Genomic DNA, 18192 nt, shown 5'->3' on the forward strand with positions numbered 1-18192 from the left:
ATAACCGTTTACAATCCGCTTAACTTCAAATGGATTAACGTTTAGCGTGAGCGGTAAACAGAACCGTTTCCCCCTCATCAAACTGGCATTGGTCACTGGCCGAGATCCCCCGAAGCAGCTGTCCGGCTGGAATGCCATGCTCATTGGCGACTTGGCGTAAGGTTTGAATCGTGACGCGAATACCATCGGCACTATGATCCACGTCTGGGTAATCGCCATCGGTCAGTAAGATGGGCAAATCTTTCACAAAATTAACCATCTGTTGCCGCTGCGCGTGTTTGGGGTCTGTACTTGAGTTCGCATTGGCCGCAATCGGCTTTTGCTTACGTTCCGCTCTTGTGGCGGGCTCTTTTGCTTGGGCATTGGCTGTCTCAGTTCGACTAGGACGCTGTGAAGCCTCTTCGTTCTGAATTGCTGCCGCCGGTTCTTCGTCTTGTTTGGAGAGGTCTATCAGTGCAGTTAGCCCTTTCGAAACTGACACTTTTAGCAGCAACCCTTGCTCCTGAACGCCATCATTCGTAGTCACCGTTCTGGCCTTACGTGTCGGGTTTGCCGGATCTAGTTCAAGCCAATCTAATCGACTGAGTTCAGCAAGTAGTTTTCGGGGGGCACACCAAGGTCTTACGGCATCGGGATAGCGGATCAGTATCTGTTCACCAACCATAACCAACGCACTGCTGGCCTCTGGAAGCCACGACAAAGATTCAGGGAGATTCAATGCCTCTGCATCGTGCTGGTTTAGGTTATTTGAGATAGCGCCATCATATGAATTGTTAGGCTTTTCACATCCATCACCCGGAACGTTTTCATTTTCCTGAAGGTGATTAACATCACTGGCATGACGAAGTTCATCATCTTGGTCGGACGATTTTGACGATGGGGACTCAGCCGAATTACTGAGTTCGATTGATGATGACTCTTCAGGCAAGTCTGAATGCTCACTGGAGCGACTCTGTGACTCTGCTTGTGTTTGCTGTGTTGCTTCCCACTCAGATTTGTTAAACAGTGTCACACCACTTGGTACATTCGAGCTGAACAATAAATCGGCCTCAGATATATGCAGCATGGGTAGCCAGATTGGCTTGCCGTCTTTGATCAGCACTTCGGGGACAAGGCTTTCATATCGCTCATTTGAGGCGGATTTAGTGGCCAATCCTCGCTCAATGAGGATGTCCGCAAGGGTATCGGGATCTCTTGGAATGCCAGGTATTTTGTCTTTGGCCAACAGCTCAATGATTTCCTTAGCCGCACTTTTCCAAACCAGGTAAAGATTGGTTGATTGATTCGATTTTCGTAACCAGACTCTGGCGTCTCGCTGATTGACCAGCCACTGGGAACTGGCAAGTAATCGCCTCATGGCATCAAGTAGATAGCGTTCGACTGGGACTCCAAGGGCATTGTCGTCAACGGAAATTCGTTGAGCTTTCAGGTCTCGCTGGACACTGGTTTGGTCAGCTTCAATGACCAATTTAGAAAGGACATGCTCGGGATCGGTATTGCCAATTGCTTCAAGCATGGCTTGCAAAATCTCAGGGCCCGGCTGGGTTAACCAGGCGAGCAACTCAGGTGTCATCACCCGGTTTAACACGAGAATTGAAAATTGCTCGTGCCGCTTGCACCGTCCGTCGCGCCAGCGAATGAAATAGCGTTCAATGCTGTTATTAGTGGTCCACTGAGATAAGGTTTCTAAAAAAGGGTTCCACTGATAGCGTCCATCTTCGTCCGTGATGGACAAGTCTGAAACGGGTTTACCAATATCGTGGAACAAACCGCCAAGAGCAGCCGCAACACGCCACCTTGGCTCTAGCTCTTTTTTCTCAACCGGAGTGCCACTGGCAACAAAGATAATCCCTTCCGCTGCTTGTGCCGCCCAGAAAGCAACTTCCAACGAATGACGTAATAAACCACCCGCACCACTGTGATGATGATGCTCAGAAGCTGGCAACAAATGAACATAAGCAGCCAGATGATCAATGCAGGGCTGAATTAACCTTTGAAACTCACGCTGATTAAATCCAAGTACCTGGCGCAGTTTGGCAATTAGCTCGTCTTGTGTGGACTGCAAATCCTCGGGTGACGCAGCTGGCAACCCCTTCAGGAATGGCGGGTAGCGTGGAATTTCTGCATCCAGTTGCGATGACAGCTCTGGTAGTGCTTTTGTTTGAAAAAATAGGTTTTTGAACATAGTGAACCTCCGACACGATAGTGTGAAGGTTCATAAACTCACCGGCGGTGAATTAGATGTAAAAGAACCGCACCTATTTGACTAGGAAGTGGCGAAGCAGTTTTTTCTTAATTGAAACTAATTTTGCAAAGGTTTCCAACTTTTAGAAAAGCCAGCGCTTTTCGAAGTTGGCGCATTTGCAGGACGTTTCATTTTCACAGTCATAGGAAATGGGAAATCGACTCCTAATAACAATGCTTCTCCTTGACCCAAGACAGGGAGAAAAGATGCTGAACGTTGATCAATAGCGCCAACAGCCTTTTTTACAATTTCTTGGTCCAGCTGATTGGTCAACCTATGTACAATAAGTGTACCAATCTGACTTAAAACATCTTCAGGAATGTCACGTGGTCGCTGAGTAGCAATGATGGTATTTAAACCATACTTTCTACCTTCTTTAGCAATATTTCCAAAGGCATCCAACTCAAACCTGTTCGTTTCTTCACCAATTCGCTTATTGAGAAATTGATGAGCTTCATCAATAAATACTAATAGAGGTGCACCATGATTTATTGCACCTTGCCTGGCTACAGATAACAACTTTCTACCAATGGCATTAACAAGTATTTCTCTTGAGTTTGCTTCAAATGGAACTTCAGAAAGATCTAATCTCAGCACATTATTGCTACTTATTGGCGAACAGAAATCATCAATAAGATTAGGTAATGTCTTTAATTTATCATCTGGGTCAATCATCCATTTTAAATTTGGGTTGTTTGAATAGGCTTTAATCCGAGCTATCAGGTTTAAACAGTGGCCAACATCATTATCAGCTCTACCGCCCCAAATGGTAGGGTTAGGATTATTAGCATTACCGCCATTTGGCCACACACACTCGTTTACAATTTGGTCAGCAATGTATTTAAACATCCATGGAGCTGTCTGGATAGAGCTATTCATAGATAATAGAGCAGCTTCGTAAGGAGCCTTTGCTTGCCCAGATTTGTTCAAGAGATAATTTGCATTGATATCAAGGCCATGATTTTGTTGCTGCCAAAATTGCCACACTATTTTCTGACTCTCGATAGCTGCCTCCAGTTTAGGAGCTTGGCTTTGCGCTGAAGGCCTTAAAAAGGCTCGAATATCCAAGTCTGTAAACTGCCAATGTGGAAAAGTTAACTGATTCAATGGAGTTGCATTTGCATGATTCCCAACATAGTAACTATCACAGCCAAGTGACTCATATTCCCCCGTGGGGTCAATAATAATTGCTTTTCCTCCAGCCTTAATCACTTGCTCGATGATGTTTGTCATCGAGTAACTTTTCCCGCCACCTGTTGCTCCTAAAATTGCGCAATGGCGTGAAAACAATTTCTCAGGGGTAACGTGAACAGTTACGGATTCATCATGCGGAAGTGAAGCTAACGGTAAATGGATTTGGCCAGGCTCCTCATCTTGTTTACCTTCAGCGATTATTGCTACCAAATACGGGTGAGCTGAATATATTTGGCTACCTAATCTCGGATGCTGTTTAATTCCTTTGTAGTTACGACCATTAGCTGGGTTCAAACTCACTAATAATTGAACCAGTCCAATTGGGTGATTTTCAGATGGTTTATCCGCCAAACCATCAACACTTAATCTCTCTCCACCCTCAATCCACACTTTCACTAAGCGCCCAAGTATCGCTGTTTCACCTATGTCGATGAATACAAATTCATTTACTTCACCAGCGGCTATCCGATTTCCGAATGACCAACTGGGCTCACCAGATCCCGCTTTAGATAAGTTAATAATAAGCTCGGTTGCAGATACGCTAATGACGCTACCAATCCGTCTTGTTGGATCGTAAGGGGAAAACCACTTTTTCCTCTCCATGAATAGTCTCCCTTATTTAATACTCGCAGTGATTTTTTCAAATGCTTTGAAGAGTTCGTCCTCGGGAGTTGTTGATCTTCGTTCAGGTAGCAGACTAGAAAACTGTTTAAACGTTGAATCCATTATTGCGATTCTGCCATCCCCATGGTCAATAGCTGCCATTAGCAGATTCCTAATCTCATCATTGAATGAACCCGTTACACTGAATGGGTCTTTCGTTGCAACCATCAGCATAAACTCAGGGTTAGTCCTAAGCGCCATAGTCAGCGCATTATTTATATGCTTATCATTAAAACCAAAACCTAGGCACAGTACAGCCGTTTTTGGTTGTTTAACTACTTCCAAAAAAGAAGTCATCATATCTAAGTAAGGAGAATCATAAGATGTCTGATATTTTCTACTGCTTGGATAGATAAAAACAGGTTCACCAATTTTGCTATCAGCACCTAGCTTTCTAACTCTGCCGTTAAATTTTCTCCAGTCCACAGAGCCATGCATCTTATATAGCTGAACCACATTGGATATGTATGCGCCTTCACTGCTCTTAGAGTGCCCACGGTTCACTATGTCATACTTGAACCACATAGGATTAAAAAAAGAGGGGTTAGAAAACTCAAAACCATCAATAACAACAAAACCAGTATTTGATGCAGCGTGCTCAAAAGCCAAGTCATAATTAGTCGTGAATAGTTTAAGTCGTTGTTGCTGAGCACTCCTTCTACCTACTGCACGCATAAATTTATCATGACTAACCCAGTCTGATTCAGGGATCGATTCAGTAAAGGTGGTTTTAGCTAAAATTATGTTTTTGGCTTGCTCAAGGAATTTACTTACTTGATTAGTTCTTTGATTTGAAAGGTTCCCAACGGCTAAAGAGGAATCGCAAAGAGACAATAATAGTTCAATGTCTGGCTTTGCATCTCCGTTTGCTTCACGATGTTTTTGAAGAGCATCATAATTTGTTGCCTTCAAAACCAATTGGAAAAGATTCTCATCTGCTTTATTACAATAATCCCAAAGGTGCCACATACTTGGAGCAATAGGCGCTTGGTTCTGCTGAGAAGGCTTATTAAATGTTAAAGACGTGCCTGAACCAGCCAGTATGACTAAGTTATCAGTATCTAAAACTTTATTGATAAAACGAAAAAATGTGGCCAGCTCGTCATCTAAGTCATCATTAGAAAGATCAATTTCGATTGGCTCTCTCTTCGAAGACGCGGAGTTCCTTTTTATGTCTGATGACAAAAACCTTACTATGTTTTCACTTTCCATTTTTTTATTCACCTTCCACGTAAAAGACAACCAGCCTAGAAACCAATAAATTTCAGACGCTTGTGCTATTTAACTTCCTTCCTGAACAGCACGTAATAACACTTATATCTGCCCACCCACACCTTTGAATTTTTCAACAAAAGCGGCAATTTTCTGAAAAACCGTTTGCTTCTGGGTTCGGTACTGTGGGTTCAATGGGCTAAGTTTGGGCAGCGCCTCATTAAGTGCAGTGCCATTTTCAGAGGCGTACTCACGTTTGAGTGATGACGCAATATAGCGTTTGGCAGCATCGATATTGAGCTTTTCAGAGGCAATAATGGCATCGGCTTCGCGCTTCTGCTCCGCCTGGGCGAATTTGAAGAAAGCGTCGATAATGCTAGCTTTGTCATTGATCTCATCTAGGTTTGTCTGGTTAATAAAATCAACCACCAAGCTCTCTTTCGCTCTATTGCCAAGGCTACCGCGGATCATACGGCGGACTTCTTCAATCAAGCCTTCTTTGCTCTTGTTCTTCTTATTGTGATCAAAAATCAGTTCAAGAATGTAATCGAGGTTGATTTCTTGCGATTTAAGCAAATCAATTTCAAAGACCACATCGTCCCAGTCTACCGATGACTTATCTTTGTCCTGACCTTCTTTATCGCGTCGCAACCAGTCGCGGGTATCGTTGTAGGTAGAGCGATAATCTTGAATAGCACGCTCACTTGGCATATCGATGGTTTGCATTGCCTCGATGTCAGCGTCATCCAGATAGTACTTTGACTTGAACGCTTCAACAGCTTGTTCATCACTGGTATCTAAGCTTTGCAGTGCTTTTAATCCAGCAAACTCATCGTAGTTTTGTAAAATATTTTCTGCTTTTAGGTATTCACCAAACAGCTTGGCAAATTCTTTTTTATCTTGTTCTTTTTCAATATTTTCTGGGTTTGGAAAACGTTCTTGCAGCTCTTTTACGATATCAACAAAACCTCGACGTGCTTGGCCAGTAGCAATATCGTTAAAACCTTCCATGTATTCTTTGTAGCTCTTCTCCAACACCACGTTTTTGGTGTTTTTGTCACCAAACAAGGTGATGGCGTCAATGGTTGCCTGCTCTAAGTCCCGAAAGGTAACAATATTGCCAAAGGTCTTCGTTGCATCATAAATGCGATTGGTGCGAGAAAACGCCTGCATCAAGCCGTGATAGCGCAAATTCTTATCAACAAACAAGGTGTTAAGCGTAGGCGCATCAAAGCCCGTTAAAAACATCCCCACCACTATGAGCAGATCTATTTCTTGATTCTTCACGCGCTGGGCAAGGTCACGGTAGTAGTTCTGAAAGCCATTACTGTCCACGCCATAGTTAGATTTAAACATGGCGTTGTAATCATTAATCGCGGCGCTCAAAAACTCTTTTGCGCTGCTGTTCATGCTACTTACTTCAAAGCTCTCATCTAAAATATCACCAATGGCGTCCTGCTCTTCATTGGCTGCAAATGAGAAGATAGTCGCAATGCGCAGCGGTTTACTTGTAGGTCCATTTTCGGCCTCGGCCTGCAATGTTTTGAAGGTTTCATAGTAGGCTTTCGCTGCATCAACACTACTTACCGCAAACATGGCGTTAAACCCTTTTGCACCAGAATAGGCTCGATGCGTTTTCTGGTTAAAATGGCTCAGAATATACTGCGAGATTTCACGAATGCGCATCGGGTGTAAGAACGCTTTCTTGTTCTCTGCGGCGCTAAGCTTCTTATCATCCTGCTCAGTCTCGATGCGCTTAAATTGCGGACGAACATCGTTATAGTCCACTTTGAACTTGAGTACTTTTTCATCACGAATGGCATCAGTGATCACATACGTGTGCAACTGCTGGCCAAACACGCTGCCCGTGGTTTCAGCACCCAAGGCGTTTTCAGGGAAAATTGGCGTACCGGTAAAACCAAACTGGTAGTACTTTTTGAATTTCTTCTTCAGGTTTTTCTGCGCTTCACCGAACTGGCTTCGATGACACTCATCAAAAATAAAAACCACTTGCTTGTTGTAGATAGCTAAATCGCTTTCACTTTTTATTAAGTTGTTGAGCTTTTGGATGGTGGTAACAACAATCTTGTTATCGTCTTTATCCAGGTTACTCTTAAGCCCTGCGGTACTGTCTGAACCGTTCACACTATCAGGTGAGAAGCGCTGATACTCTTTCATCGTCTGATAGTCGAGGTCTTTTCTATCCACCACAAAAAAGACTTTATCGATACAATCTAAATCGGTGGCCAAACGTGCCGCTTTAAAGCTGGTGAGTGTTTTGCCTGAACCCGTGGTGTGCCAAATGTAGCCACCGCTCTCTGGCTTAGCCCAGTCTTTAGCGTTAAACGCGCTCTTTATCTTCCATAAAATGCGCTCAGTGGCCGCAATTTGGTAAGGGCGCATCACCAGTAAGGTATTGCTGACGTCAAACACAGAGTAACGCAAAATCACTTCAAGCAAGGTCTCTTTCTGGAAAAAAGTCGCCGTAAAGTCTTTTAAATCCTTAATAAGCGTATTGTCTGACTTCGCCCAGTTCATCGTAAAGTCGAAGCTGTTTTTGTCGCGCTTGGTGGTATTGGCAAAATAGCGCGTGTCGGTGCCATTCGAGATCACAAAAAGTTGCAAGAACTTGTACAACGAGTTCTCTGTATTAAAACTTTCTTTGCTGTAGCGATGTATTTGATTAAACGCCTCACGGATCGCCACACCACGCTTTTTCAGTTCAATTTGCACCAAAGGCAAACCATTGACTAAAATCGTCACATCGTAACGATTGGCATGACTTCCCGTTTGCTCAAACTGCTTAATCACCTGCACTTTGTTGCGCGCAATGGTTTTCTTGTCGAACAGGTATATATTTTCTATATGGCCATCATCAAAGACAAAATCGAAAATATAGTCACTGTGCACCTTGCGGGTTTTATCAAGAATATTGTCGCTTGGTGTGTTTAGGTATTGCTCGCAAAAGCGAGCCCACTCGGCATCGGTAAACTCGACCTTATTGAGGGCTTGTAGCTGCTTGCGCACATTCGCCAGCATGGCATCGGGCGTGGTTAGTGCCGGTAAATACTCATAGCCCTGGTTGCTTAGGTCCTGAATCAGCTCACGCTCTAAATCACCCTCGCTCTGGTAGCCCTCAGCAATTTGGTCTTGGCGTGTGTATTTATCTAAAACAATATAATTTTTAGACTCTGCGATTGCTTTGTATTCTGCCATATCTATTCCTAAGCCTGTGTCCCTTGTGGAGCGCGCATCCCTTTATAAATATTGTCTATCTCTTTCACTAGAAACTTAAAGACGCGCTTATGATCTTCTTCGACTTCGGCCACTTCATGGCCTGCGTGTTTTGCATGATTATATAAATTAATCACCCGTGCATAGGGGTTTACTTGCCCGTTAGCCCTATTACCTTTGACACCGGGCAATAGCTCACCCCACTCTTCGCACCCCAAAAACGTAGAGGTTTTTTCGAGCACATTTCGTAAAAAATTAAAGTGGTATTTGTGGATATCGCCTGAGTCTGCCGCTTTCATTAACTCATTCTTTAAATGCAGGTGATACGAGAAGGGCGAATCATTTTCTTGCTCAATCAGGTCATGCTTGCCATCATCGAGCTTGCGCAAAACGAACTTGGGTGCTCGATTAAACTCGTTATGCAAAACATTATAAAAAAGCGGATTATGAGTGGTGATGATGAATTTAAGACCAGAAATAGCGAAATCACTCGACTTAATTAAACGAGCTAAATCAACAGCCAACTCTATTAGATGGTTGTCATCTAACGAGCTCACTGGGTCATCAATAAACACATACTTTAATTGATTAAACTGGTCAGTTTCGCGGCCAGCATCTTCAGGTACATTTAAGATGCTAATCACTTGTTCGAGCAATGAGTAAAAAATACTCCAAATAAAGTTACTTTCTTCACCCTTTGATATTTTAATTTTTCTATCCGGCTCGTCATCGCCACCTTGATGTGAAAACGTCACCTCAGAAAAGGCTTTGACGGTAACATCTTTACCGTCTTTGTCTTTAGCCGTGTATTGCGGATTAAAACGTGGTGTTAGTTTATCGTTGGCATAACGCTGGAACGTGCTGATCACGTTCATGTCTTGCCCTTGCTCTTGCAAAATCCAATCGGTAAATGTATTGGGTTGGATTTTTAGCTTCGGCTCTGCATCCGCATATAAATCGTTATCCCAGTAAAACAAGTCTTCCGTAAACGCGTTGTAATACAAAATCTTGTGGCGCGACAATGGCTCTTGCTCTGCACCATCAAGTCCATCTTCCTTTGGCGCGATGATCTGTTTAAATTCACGCGACAAACGTGTTTTACCTGTGCCATTAAAGGCATAGATCAACTGCACCTTGTTTTGGCGTGCTTTTAGCTGTTCTGCTATTTCCGTTAGCGTTTTACTCATTAAGCTGCCTCTTCAGATTTCGGGAAGCTTAATAACAGCTCACGATAATACTCGTATTGCTTTTGGCGTAACTCGATTTCGCGGGGCAGACCTTCTTTAATAGAACAGGCCAAGGAGTCAAATTTATCTAAGATAGCCACAATGCGTTCTTTTTCTTTTGGAGCTGGATTTGGAATTTTGATACTTCCTAAGTTCTTCTTATTCAACTTGGGCTGCGCTGCGCCAGAAATGTAAGGAGTTAAGTCGATACTATTCAGATAGTATTCAACGTACTTTCTCTCCGCATAAGTTTCAAATTTGAGCACGTGAGCATGATTATTTACCCATGTTTTACCACTAATACTAAATGCTATAGGAGTATTACGGGCTAATAGATTTGCGCCATCCTCAGAGACTAATAAGTAATCACCATCAAATATGTAATCCTTAACATAATCGACAATACCAGATGCGCCGTAGTATGGAATATCTCCAGCTTCTCTCAGCCCACTGGTAATTGGTTTGCGCTTTGAGTCTAGATTTTCTGCAAGATCACCTAACGTCTTCCACTCAACTTCGCCATCTTCAAAACCCAACAACTGGTCGCGGTAGTAGTTGTATTGTTTTTTACGTAGGTTAAGCTCGGCGGTCAGCTCGGCGGTCAGCTCGGCGGTCATGGCGGTAAATGCGTCCAGAACTCGCACTATTTCAGCTTGTACTGCCAGCGATTTTTCTGGGTTATCTGGGCATGGGATTGGGATTTCAATTTTGGCCATTAGTGCATTTGAACTAAGGTTTGGCTGTGCGCCGCCACCCGCAATCACATAAATCTGCTCAACCTTTGAAAGAAGATAGTGATACAAGTATCTATTGTTAAGGATTTTTGGCTTGGGTAAAAACTTACCTACTCGTTGATTCAGGTACGCGGGGCTTTCGTGAGCGTAAAAACCAATTTTCCCTGTAGTAGCACCAGACATCGCAATTAAAATATCGCCTTTGCTAATCTCATAGGAAGCTGTATTTTCCTTATAGTCAGACGGATCAAAATACTTAACATCGTCTAGGGATATGTTTTTCCCATCCACATTAGTAATTCTAATTATCGGTAAACCAGCTTCTTTAAATAAGCTACTCTTAAACGCGAACCCGTTCTTGAAGTCGCATACTTCTCCTAGCGCCTTCCACTCGACCTCAACTCCATCAAGCAGTTTCTCTAAATAGTTCAATTGACTCATGCCTCAAGCTCCTCACCTTCTATCTCTGCCACAATGGCATCAATATCACTGCGAAGCGCATCAATTTTAGCAACGGTAGTTTTAAGTTCGGCATTAAGCTCTGCAATATCTACTAACTCACGGTTGTCTTTCGCTTCTACATAGCTGCTTACCGAAAGGTTGTAGCTATTGCCTGCTATGACGTCCAAATCAACGGATTTGGCAAAGTGCTCCACGTCCTCTTTGCTGGCAAACACGTTCATGATGTCTTCGATGTGCTGATTGGTGATTACGTTGGTATTGGTTTCCTTTTTAAAGTACGCCTCGCCGCTGGCGTCAATAAACTGCGTGGTGGTGTCGGTTTTGTGTTTGGACAGTACCAAGATATTCACGGCAATGGTGGTGCCAAAGAACAGGTTTGGTGCCAGTGAAATCACGGTTTCGACATAGTTGTTATCAACCAGATATTGACGAATTTTTTGCTCAGCACCACCACGGTAAAAAATACCAGGGAAGCAAACAATCGCTGCACGGCCTTTGCTTGATAGGTAACTTAGTGCATGTAATACAAAAGCAAAGTCTGCTTTTGATTTTGGGGCGAGTACACCTGCGGGCGCAAAGCGGTCGTCGTTGATTAGGGTGGGGTCGTCGCTACCAATCCATTTCACCGAATAAGGGGGGTTAGAGACAATGGCATCAAACGGCTTGTCATCCAAAAAATGTGGCTCTGTTAAGGTATCACCCAACTGAATATTAAACTTGTCGTAGTTAATGTTGTGCAAAAACATATTCATACGCGCTAAGTTGTAAGTGGTGTGGTTGAGCTCTTGGCCAAAAAAACCATCTTCAATGATATGCGCATCAAAGTGCTTTTTAGCTTGTAAAAGCAACGAGCCCGAACCCGCCGCAGGGTCATAGATTTTATTGACGCTGGTTTGGCCGTGCATGGCCAGCTGTGCGATCAATTTTGAAACGTGCTGAGGGGTGAAAAATTCGCCACCGGATTTACCCGCATTGGCGGCATAGTTTGAAATCAGGAATTCGTAGGCATCCCCAAACAAGTCTATTTGGTTGTCTTCAAACTCACCGAAAGAAAGCTCAGACACTCGTTTTAATACCTTTGCTAAACGATCGTTTTTTGCAGTAACCGTATTACCTAAACGATTGCTGGTGGTATCAAAATCCGCAAACAAGCCTTTGATGTCTTTTTCTGAATCATAGCCATTGGCTGAGTTTTCGATTGCCGCAAAAATTGCTGCCAAATCCGTATTTAAATTTTCGTTTTTGAGTGCATTAGCCGCCACATTGCTGAACAACTGGCTAGGAAGGATAAAATATCCTTTAGTGCGAACTGCATCATCTTTAGCAGCCAGAATGTTTTCATCATCGTCAGACATGGCAGCATAATTAACGCTCTCATCACCGCCAGTAATGTAAAGCTCAAAGTTCTCACTGATAAAACGATAGAACAAAGTACCCAACACGTACTGCTTGAAGTCCCAACCATCAACTGAACCTCGCACATCATTAGCAATAGCCCATATTTGTCGTTGAAGCTCAGCACGTTGTTGTAAACTTGTCATTTGTTAATTCCTGCTTTTAATTCGTCATAATTCGTTTATGGGTTACGCAATGTTCACTGTCGTCGAACATCATTCGTTAAACCCTGGAGCTAAATTCAAATTTCCGACCCCGTAGAGTGTCGGAGTATTCTTTAACCAAAGTTGGTATTCAGTGCCTTCAAGGCTGTGTGCTTTGGAACAATCCACATGCCATTGCCGTAGCAAATACCCAGCGGTTGCTGCTCTAATCTCAACCTTTAGAACGCCACCCGTCATGCCATAGTCCAGCTCTATCGCTTCGCTGTGCTCTATGCGTGGGTGCGGCACTAACTCCAGCTCTACAAATCTGTTCCATTGCCGGTCTTGGGTTTCAAGTTCAGCTTCAGATAACCTTGAGTCTTCAATCACAACCGCTGCTTTAATTCGGGTCAGTACAAAGTCTCTGAACTCACAGTGCTTGCGGTCAAAACCACGAACATGCCAACGCAGGCCATTATCCACCAGCGTATGCGGCACGATTTCACGCGTTGTTTCACCGCTCGATAACGACACATAGGTGATACGCAAGGCTTTGCCTTTGTGGATGGCCTCGGTGACCTTTGCCACTATAGATAGGCTTGGCTTGTTAAGGTGATAAGGCGCTTCACAAGCCAGAGGTGGCTTTACCTTTCCAGTGAAGCCATCTCCATAACCTTGGCTGATGGTTGCCAGTGTTCTCACAACGTCATAGTCGAACAGGGGTTCAAATGCTTCACCACGTTTATGCAATTTGAGCTTTTGATCATACTCAATGTTGCCTGGTGCAAGCTCTCTGTACATTGTGAAGTCTTTCGTTGCTTGTGCGGCGGCTATACTGAAGCGATCGACTAAATCCGCCCGTACCGCTTCGCCCTTAAACAATAAGGTGAAATCGATGTGGGCAATACGATCCCTGGTTGCTTGTGGCAACTGCGCTATCTGCGAAAGCCTATCTGGCTTTCCTTTCGCACTTTCTTTAGCGAGTAAACTCGCTGCTACCGTTTGTTTCAGAGCATCATTTGTCATGCGTCTTGTTTATCCAATTCAACCAGATTCTTAAGACTCTGTTTATCAAGTAACGACCGACATCGCGTAATCACATTGAAAAGCATCACTCAATGCTGCTCTTCATCCGCAATGACTTAGCAATCTCTACCGGTTGAAGCTGGACAGATGGCCATAAAACACTGAATAGGCTTCAACCTAATTAATTTTATTAGGTATCATCCTATCACAAATTGTTTTGTAGGGAAGACTAAGCGGCAACTTTTTGATCTGGATTGCAATTGCCGCTCAGGTATGGGCGTGAAGACCTTGTTTGGTGCCATCGATGATAGCCACTATCAATGCGCTACCCGAACCAGTGGCACCACGATGTTACCGCGATGAGATACCCCTTTGTCCGACCCTGTAGACATAAGGGCTCGTTGCTCACTCTCCCGAATGCGCCTGGCAACTTCTGCCTGGGCTGGAAGCAATGGCAGCATCCCTTCAGCAATCGCGTCCGGTGCAGACTCTTGGCCACAGGACATTAAGTGCTTCCATGGATCTTTAAGAAAGCGCTCGAACGTGATGCCAAATTCAATGATGCGGGCAGAGACGAAGATTTCGCCCCAGTATTCAATGTAGGTGTCTTGGTACATGGAAAGATTCCTCTTGTTGGTTAAACCATGAGTTCACTTTCCATTTTCCAGAGGTTTTCAAATATGCAAGGCTTACCTTATAGAGAGCTACAAAGCTTTAAATCGATTGCGGGCATCTTTGTAGTCATAGTGGGCATGTTCTGAGCCACGATGGTACAAATCATCCAGGTAAGTTTGTTCCTGCGGCAACTCGTCTTCGCTGATTTCGCGCCACCAATGTTTGTTGGCACCTTTAACACCGTCATGCCAGCGGTAACCACGCTCTTTTAAATAGTCCTTTACGTCAAACGGCGCACCAAACGCACGAACTAACACAGTTCGCCTGTCTGCTTCAGACAACAAGTTTGCAACGGACTCGGGCAACAAATGAAACAACCAGGCCATCGCCAAACAATCGGTTGCAGCTCGGTGTCCTTCATAGAACCAACCTAAGCGAAGCAGCAGGTACTCAAGCTTTCGACTTTCAAAACCCAGCGCCTTCCAATCTATGCCACTGGCTGAACAGGCCCAAGATAGATGGCCTAATGCGGCAAACCGCTTTTCAAAGAAAGGACGATCAAACTGTGCATTGTGCGCAACCACCAGCGGATCATCGGATAACCAACTCGCAACCATTGCATCATCAATGCGCTGGCCTTGCACCATATCATCGGTGATACCGGTTAACTCGGTAATCAGTTCGGGGATTGGCTTGCCGGGATCTTCATACAGGCTGATCACATCAACAATCGACACAATTCGCTTAGCCGATGGGCTGTAAAGCACCTTAACCATACCAAGCTCAATAATGGACTCGTCATCGGCAGACAGTCCGGTTGTCTCTGTATCGAGCAGCACCATTGGCTGTTCATCACCGACCACAGGAGAGAGTTCAAGTGGCCAAGACTGCGGCTCACGCGTTAAAGGAATCCGTTCCAGCAATCTAAAATCTTCTGGTCTTTCTGGGATATCCGCGATGCGCTCTAGCGGAAATGGCGCTGGGGCTCTTGTCATTGATGGTTCCTCTTCAATTCTATTGTTCGCTTTGGGTTATTTCACTGTGCCACAGGTTTTTCAAAATGCACCTTGGATACCTCAGCGTTTTTTAATCTTTCTACTGGGTGAACCCATGTATGAAGGCTTTGGCTAAGCCTTTCAGAAAGCCTTTGCCAAACCGTTTAGGTAACCCTTACCGATACCCTTTACGTATGGCTTAGCCAACCCCTTTTCAAACGGTTGAAAAAGGCTTTAACTGAGTTCGACTGAGCATTTTAATGATGCTCCTGACTTCGCTTTAAGCCAGTAAATTCAATACGAAGCAGAATTTTACTAACTGTTTTTAAACCCTTTGCGAAGGGTTCAACAAGCCTTGTCTGACGGTTACTTGACCCATGCGTTAACCAGTAGCAGTAACAGGATCAGTAACAGAAACAAGAGCAGTAGGCAGAAGCAGTATTGTCCAAGCCTTGCAGGCTTTGACGAGGGCGAGCAATCCCCACATCAAGCTTTTCAACACAAGAAATAAATCACTCACGACACAACGTCTTACTCGAACAACTACAGTTTTACCTACAATTTTACTTGTAGAAATCAGCATAGCATTAGATACTGTATAAACAAACAGTATCAATTGTAATTTTTCGAGGTTCGTCATGAGTGTCTCGCTGATAGGCCGTAGCGGCGCACTTGCCTTCATCAAAGCCAAGCGCCTTCGTATTCCATTGTTCATGGAACGTGTTTCTGCTGGTTTTCCCTCACCAGCGCAGGATTATGTTGATCAAACGCTCGACCTCAACGAGCTGTGCATCAAGCGACCGGCTGCAACGTTCTTTGTGCGTGTTGAAGGTGATTCAATGATTGATGCCGGGATTCACCCAGATGATATTTTGGTAGTTGATCGCTCTGTCCAAGCAGAACACGGTGACATTGTCATAGCGGGAATCCATGGAGAACTCACGGTAAAGGAGCTTCAACTAAGGCCGTGCGTCATGCTGATCCCAAGAAACCAGGCGTATGAGCCCATTCATATTTCTGAAGGAACAGAGTTGGAGATATTTGGTGTGGTCACCAATGTGGTGCGAAACATGCGCCGCAAGTCGTGACTATCCCATGCCAGTATTTGCCTTGGTGGACTGTAACAACTTTTACGCCAGTTGTGAGAAGCTGTTTCGTCCTGATTTAAAAGATACGCCGGTTGTGGTGCTGTCCAACAATGACGGCTGCGTGGTTGCACGGTCGCGTGAAGCTAAGTCACTCGGTATAAAAATGGGCGTACCCGTCTTTCAAATCAAAGCTGAAATGCAGCGCCATGGCATTTTGGCATTCTCGTCCAACTATGCGCTGTACGCAGATTTGAGCAGCCGAGTGATGCGCACTTTGGAAGAGATGGCACCACGAGTAGAGGTTTACTCCATCGACGAAGCGTTTTTAGATTTAACCGGTATAGAGTCTGCCATATCTCTTGTCGAGTTCGGACAACAAGTGCGAGAGCGCATAGGCCACTGGATTGGGATCACCGTCTGTGTAGGCATTGCACCGACTAAAACACTCGCCAAGCTGGCTAACCATGCCGCCAAAAAATATCCGGCCACTCAGGGGGTTGTAGACCTGACCAATCCAGATCGGCAACGTCGATTGCTCGCATTAGTCCCGGTTGATGATGTTTGGGGCGTTGGTAGACGGCTTTCTAAGCGTTTAAATGCTTTGGGTATCACCACAGCCTTAGATCTCGCCAATGCCTATCCTAGAGCCATCAGAGACCAGTTCTCGGTGGTTTTAGAGAGAACCGTCAGAGAGCTCAATGGTGAGTCGTGCATTGAACTTGAAGAGATCCCGCCAACTAAGAAACAAATTGTCTGTAGCCGTTCATTTGGCGTAAAAGTGACGCACTTTGAATTCTTACGTGAAGCCATATGCGAATACGCAACCCGCGCCACGGAGAAGCTTCGCAAAGAACAGCAGCAAGCCAAAGTGATGACCGTGTTTATACGTACCAGCCCCTTTAAGGACAACGAGCCGCAGTACAGCAACTCTGCATCGGGTGAGTTGCTGATCCCCAGTTGCGATACGCGGGACTTTATCGAGCTGGCCAATCACTTACTCAAGCGGATTTGGAAGGATGGTTTTCGTTATGCCAAAGCGGGCGTCATGCTGTCTGACTTTTACGATCCTGGTATGTTTCAATCAGGACTATTCGATGACGTATCGACCCGCTCTAATAGCCAGCAGTTAATGTCAGTATTGGACACCATTAACCAAAGCGGTGCCGGAAAGGTTTTCTTTGCTGGACAAGGTACGAAGAAAGATTGGTCGATGAAGCGAGAGCATTTGTCTCCCGCTTATACAACACGCTGGGACCAGTTACCGCGAGTGAAGTAGCGCTGTTAACTCAGTAGGCATTCACTCTGCGACGCAGCATGTTGAGCTTATCAACCTGGCGTCGAATATCACTGAAAAATTCTTCTTTCTCCATGGCCAGCGCTAACTCCCATTCTTTGGCTAGACCTTGGCAGTCCAAAAATGCGTATCTCAGCTTCGTCTTTGAAATACGCAGTCCCTTGCTAAAGACCACGCGCTTGCCTCGTTGACCGTGAAAACTGTTGATGTACCACTCTATGCCAAAGCCATACTTAAAGTCTCTGATACGGACACCAAGCAGCCCCCAATCTTTAAAGGGCGCATTCTCACGAACCTTGTAGTGGGTAACCCAAAAGTCATCAACTTCAGCTCGTGCCAGTGCTTTTAGCCTGTCCGTTTCTTGCTGCAATAAATTTGATACTTCTGATTTCCATTGTTCATTGACGATTTCTACCAAACCAATTTCCCCATCCAATTAACCCCAAAAGCCAAAACTACTATCCGTTTGGCTTTTGGATCGAAACGCCAAACGTAAAACTGCCGTAACAATCACTGTTTGGCGTCTCGATATAAATCGACTCGCTCAATCCCATACCCGACAAGGGATACAGGCTGATTTCACATAAAAATGCCTGAAAAGACGTATCGTCATGAAGATACAAACCGTTTGGCGAGTTCAGGCCAGAATGCAAACGACGTTTGGCA

The 18192-nt window shown here is 44.6% G+C and carries 14 protein-coding genes; 2 read left to right on the forward strand and 12 right to left on the reverse strand.

The window, feature by feature from the left end; translation table 11 throughout:
• Positions 1–34: 34 nt before the first annotated feature.
• The 11 genes from mobH to EOE65_RS04845 all read right to left on the reverse strand — a co-directional run bounded on the left by mobH (position 35) and on the right by EOE65_RS04845 (position 15784).
• Entirely contained in the window at positions 35–2185 is a 2151-nt protein-coding gene (mobH, locus tag EOE65_RS04795) for a MobH family relaxase (protein ID WP_127693175.1), read from the reverse strand.
• A 117-nt stretch (positions 2186–2302) separates the two neighbouring features.
• On the reverse strand, positions 2303–4042 hold the full coding sequence (locus tag EOE65_RS04800) for an ATP-binding protein (protein ID WP_127693176.1): 1740 nt from the start codon (positions 4040–4042) through the stop codon (positions 2303–2305).
• 12 nt (positions 4043–4054) lie between these two features.
• Positions 4055–5314, reverse strand: coding sequence for an SIR2 family protein (locus EOE65_RS04805; RefSeq protein ID WP_127693177.1), 1260 nt, complete (start codon positions 5312–5314; stop codon positions 4055–4057).
• 102 nt (positions 5315–5416) lie between these two features.
• Entirely contained in the window at positions 5417–8530 is a 3114-nt protein-coding gene (locus EOE65_RS04810; RefSeq protein WP_127693178.1) for an HsdR family type I site-specific deoxyribonuclease, read from the reverse strand.
• An 8-nt stretch (positions 8531–8538) separates the two neighbouring features.
• Positions 8539–9735 (reverse strand): AAA family ATPase, encoded by a 1197-nt coding sequence (locus EOE65_RS04815; RefSeq protein WP_127693179.1) that lies wholly within the window; start codon positions 9733–9735, stop codon positions 8539–8541.
• Positions 9735–10949 carry a restriction endonuclease subunit S gene (locus EOE65_RS04820; RefSeq protein WP_127693180.1) on the reverse strand — a complete coding sequence of 405 codons (1215 nt, stop codon included), beginning with the start codon at positions 10947–10949 and terminating at the stop codon, positions 9735–9737. Before EOE65_RS04820 ends, EOE65_RS04815 begins: the two co-directional genes overlap by 1 nt.
• Positions 10946–12511, reverse strand: coding sequence for a type I restriction-modification system subunit M (locus EOE65_RS04825; protein WP_127693181.1), 1566 nt, complete (start codon positions 12509–12511; stop codon positions 10946–10948). Before EOE65_RS04825 ends, EOE65_RS04820 begins: the two co-directional genes overlap by 4 nt.
• A gap of 69 nt (positions 12512–12580) precedes the next feature.
• Positions 12581–13534 carry a WYL domain-containing protein gene (locus EOE65_RS04830; protein WP_127693182.1) on the reverse strand — a complete coding sequence of 318 codons (954 nt, stop codon included), beginning with the start codon at positions 13532–13534 and terminating at the stop codon, positions 12581–12583.
• Between the two features lie 317 nt (positions 13535–13851).
• Positions 13852–14151, reverse strand: coding sequence for a hypothetical protein (locus EOE65_RS04835; protein ID WP_127693183.1), 300 nt, complete (start codon positions 14149–14151; stop codon positions 13852–13854).
• A gap of 87 nt (positions 14152–14238) precedes the next feature.
• The gene (locus EOE65_RS04840; RefSeq protein WP_127693184.1) at positions 14239–15144 is read right to left on the reverse strand and encodes a 3'-5' exonuclease; all 906 of its coding nucleotides are present in this window, start codon (positions 15142–15144) and stop codon (positions 14239–14241) included.
• A gap of 382 nt (positions 15145–15526) precedes the next feature.
• Positions 15527–15784, reverse strand: a complete 258-nt coding sequence (locus EOE65_RS04845) for a hypothetical protein (RefSeq protein ID WP_127693185.1) — start codon at positions 15782–15784, stop codon at positions 15527–15529.
• Here EOE65_RS04845 and umuD point away from each other — a divergent pair.
• Positions 15783–16232, forward strand: coding sequence for a translesion error-prone DNA polymerase V autoproteolytic subunit (gene umuD / locus EOE65_RS04850; RefSeq protein WP_127693186.1), 450 nt, complete (start codon positions 15783–15785; stop codon positions 16230–16232). The two genes, EOE65_RS04845 and umuD, sit on opposite strands and share 2 nt — an antisense overlap.
• Positions 16233–16239: 7 nt before the next feature.
• Positions 16240–17508 (forward strand): translesion error-prone DNA polymerase V subunit UmuC, encoded by a 1269-nt coding sequence (gene umuC, locus EOE65_RS04855; protein WP_127693678.1) that lies wholly within the window; start codon positions 16240–16242, stop codon positions 17506–17508.
• A gap of 10 nt (positions 17509–17518) precedes the next feature.
• Here the strand turns inward: umuC and mobI are convergent, their stop codons facing one another.
• Entirely contained in the window at positions 17519–17962 is a 444-nt protein-coding gene (gene mobI, locus EOE65_RS04860; RefSeq protein ID WP_127693187.1) for a conjugative transfer protein MobI(A/C), read from the reverse strand.
• Positions 17963–18192: the final 230 nt, after the last annotated feature.

Source organism: Neptunomonas marina (assembly GCF_004005935.1).
GTDB classification, from domain to species: Bacteria; Pseudomonadota; Gammaproteobacteria; order Pseudomonadales; family Balneatricaceae; genus Neptunomonas; species Neptunomonas marina.

What these genes read in the sequence shown, in the direction of transcription:
- mobH (WP_127693175.1), bottom strand. Translation starts at nt 2,185, where the DNA reads ATGTTCAAAAACCTATTTTTTCAAACAAAAGCACTACCAGAGCTGTCA.
- EOE65_RS04800 (WP_127693176.1), bottom strand. Translation starts at nt 4,042, where the DNA reads ATGGAGAGGAAAAAGTGGTTTTCCCCTTACGATCCAACAAGACGGATT.
- EOE65_RS04805 (WP_127693177.1), bottom strand. Translation starts at nt 5,314, where the DNA reads ATGGAAAGTGAAAACATAGTAAGGTTTTTGTCATCAGACATAAAAAGG.
- EOE65_RS04810 (WP_127693178.1), bottom strand. Translation starts at nt 8,530, where the DNA reads ATGGCAGAATACAAAGCAATCGCAGAGTCTAAAAATTATATTGTTTTA.
- EOE65_RS04815 (WP_127693179.1), bottom strand. Translation starts at nt 9,735, where the DNA reads ATGAGTAAAACGCTAACGGAAATAGCAGAACAGCTAAAAGCACGCCAA.
- EOE65_RS04820 (WP_127693180.1), bottom strand. Translation starts at nt 10,949, where the DNA reads ATGAGTCAATTGAACTATTTAGAGAAACTGCTTGATGGAGTTGAGGTC.
- EOE65_RS04825 (WP_127693181.1), bottom strand. Translation starts at nt 12,511, where the DNA reads ATGACAAGTTTACAACAACGTGCTGAGCTTCAACGACAAATATGGGCT.
- EOE65_RS04830 (WP_127693182.1), bottom strand. Translation starts at nt 13,534, where the DNA reads ATGACAAATGATGCTCTGAAACAAACGGTAGCAGCGAGTTTACTCGCT.
- EOE65_RS04835 (WP_127693183.1), bottom strand. Translation starts at nt 14,151, where the DNA reads ATGTACCAAGACACCTACATTGAATACTGGGGCGAAATCTTCGTCTCT.
- EOE65_RS04840 (WP_127693184.1), bottom strand. Translation starts at nt 15,144, where the DNA reads ATGACAAGAGCCCCAGCGCCATTTCCGCTAGAGCGCATCGCGGATATC.
- umuD (WP_127693186.1), top strand. Translation starts at nt 15,783, where the DNA reads ATGAGTGTCTCGCTGATAGGCCGTAGCGGCGCACTTGCCTTCATCAAA.
- EOE65_RS04845 (WP_127693185.1), bottom strand. Translation starts at nt 15,784, where the DNA reads ATGACGAACCTCGAAAAATTACAATTGATACTGTTTGTTTATACAGTA.
- umuC (WP_127693678.1), top strand. Translation starts at nt 16,240, where the DNA reads ATGCCAGTATTTGCCTTGGTGGACTGTAACAACTTTTACGCCAGTTGT.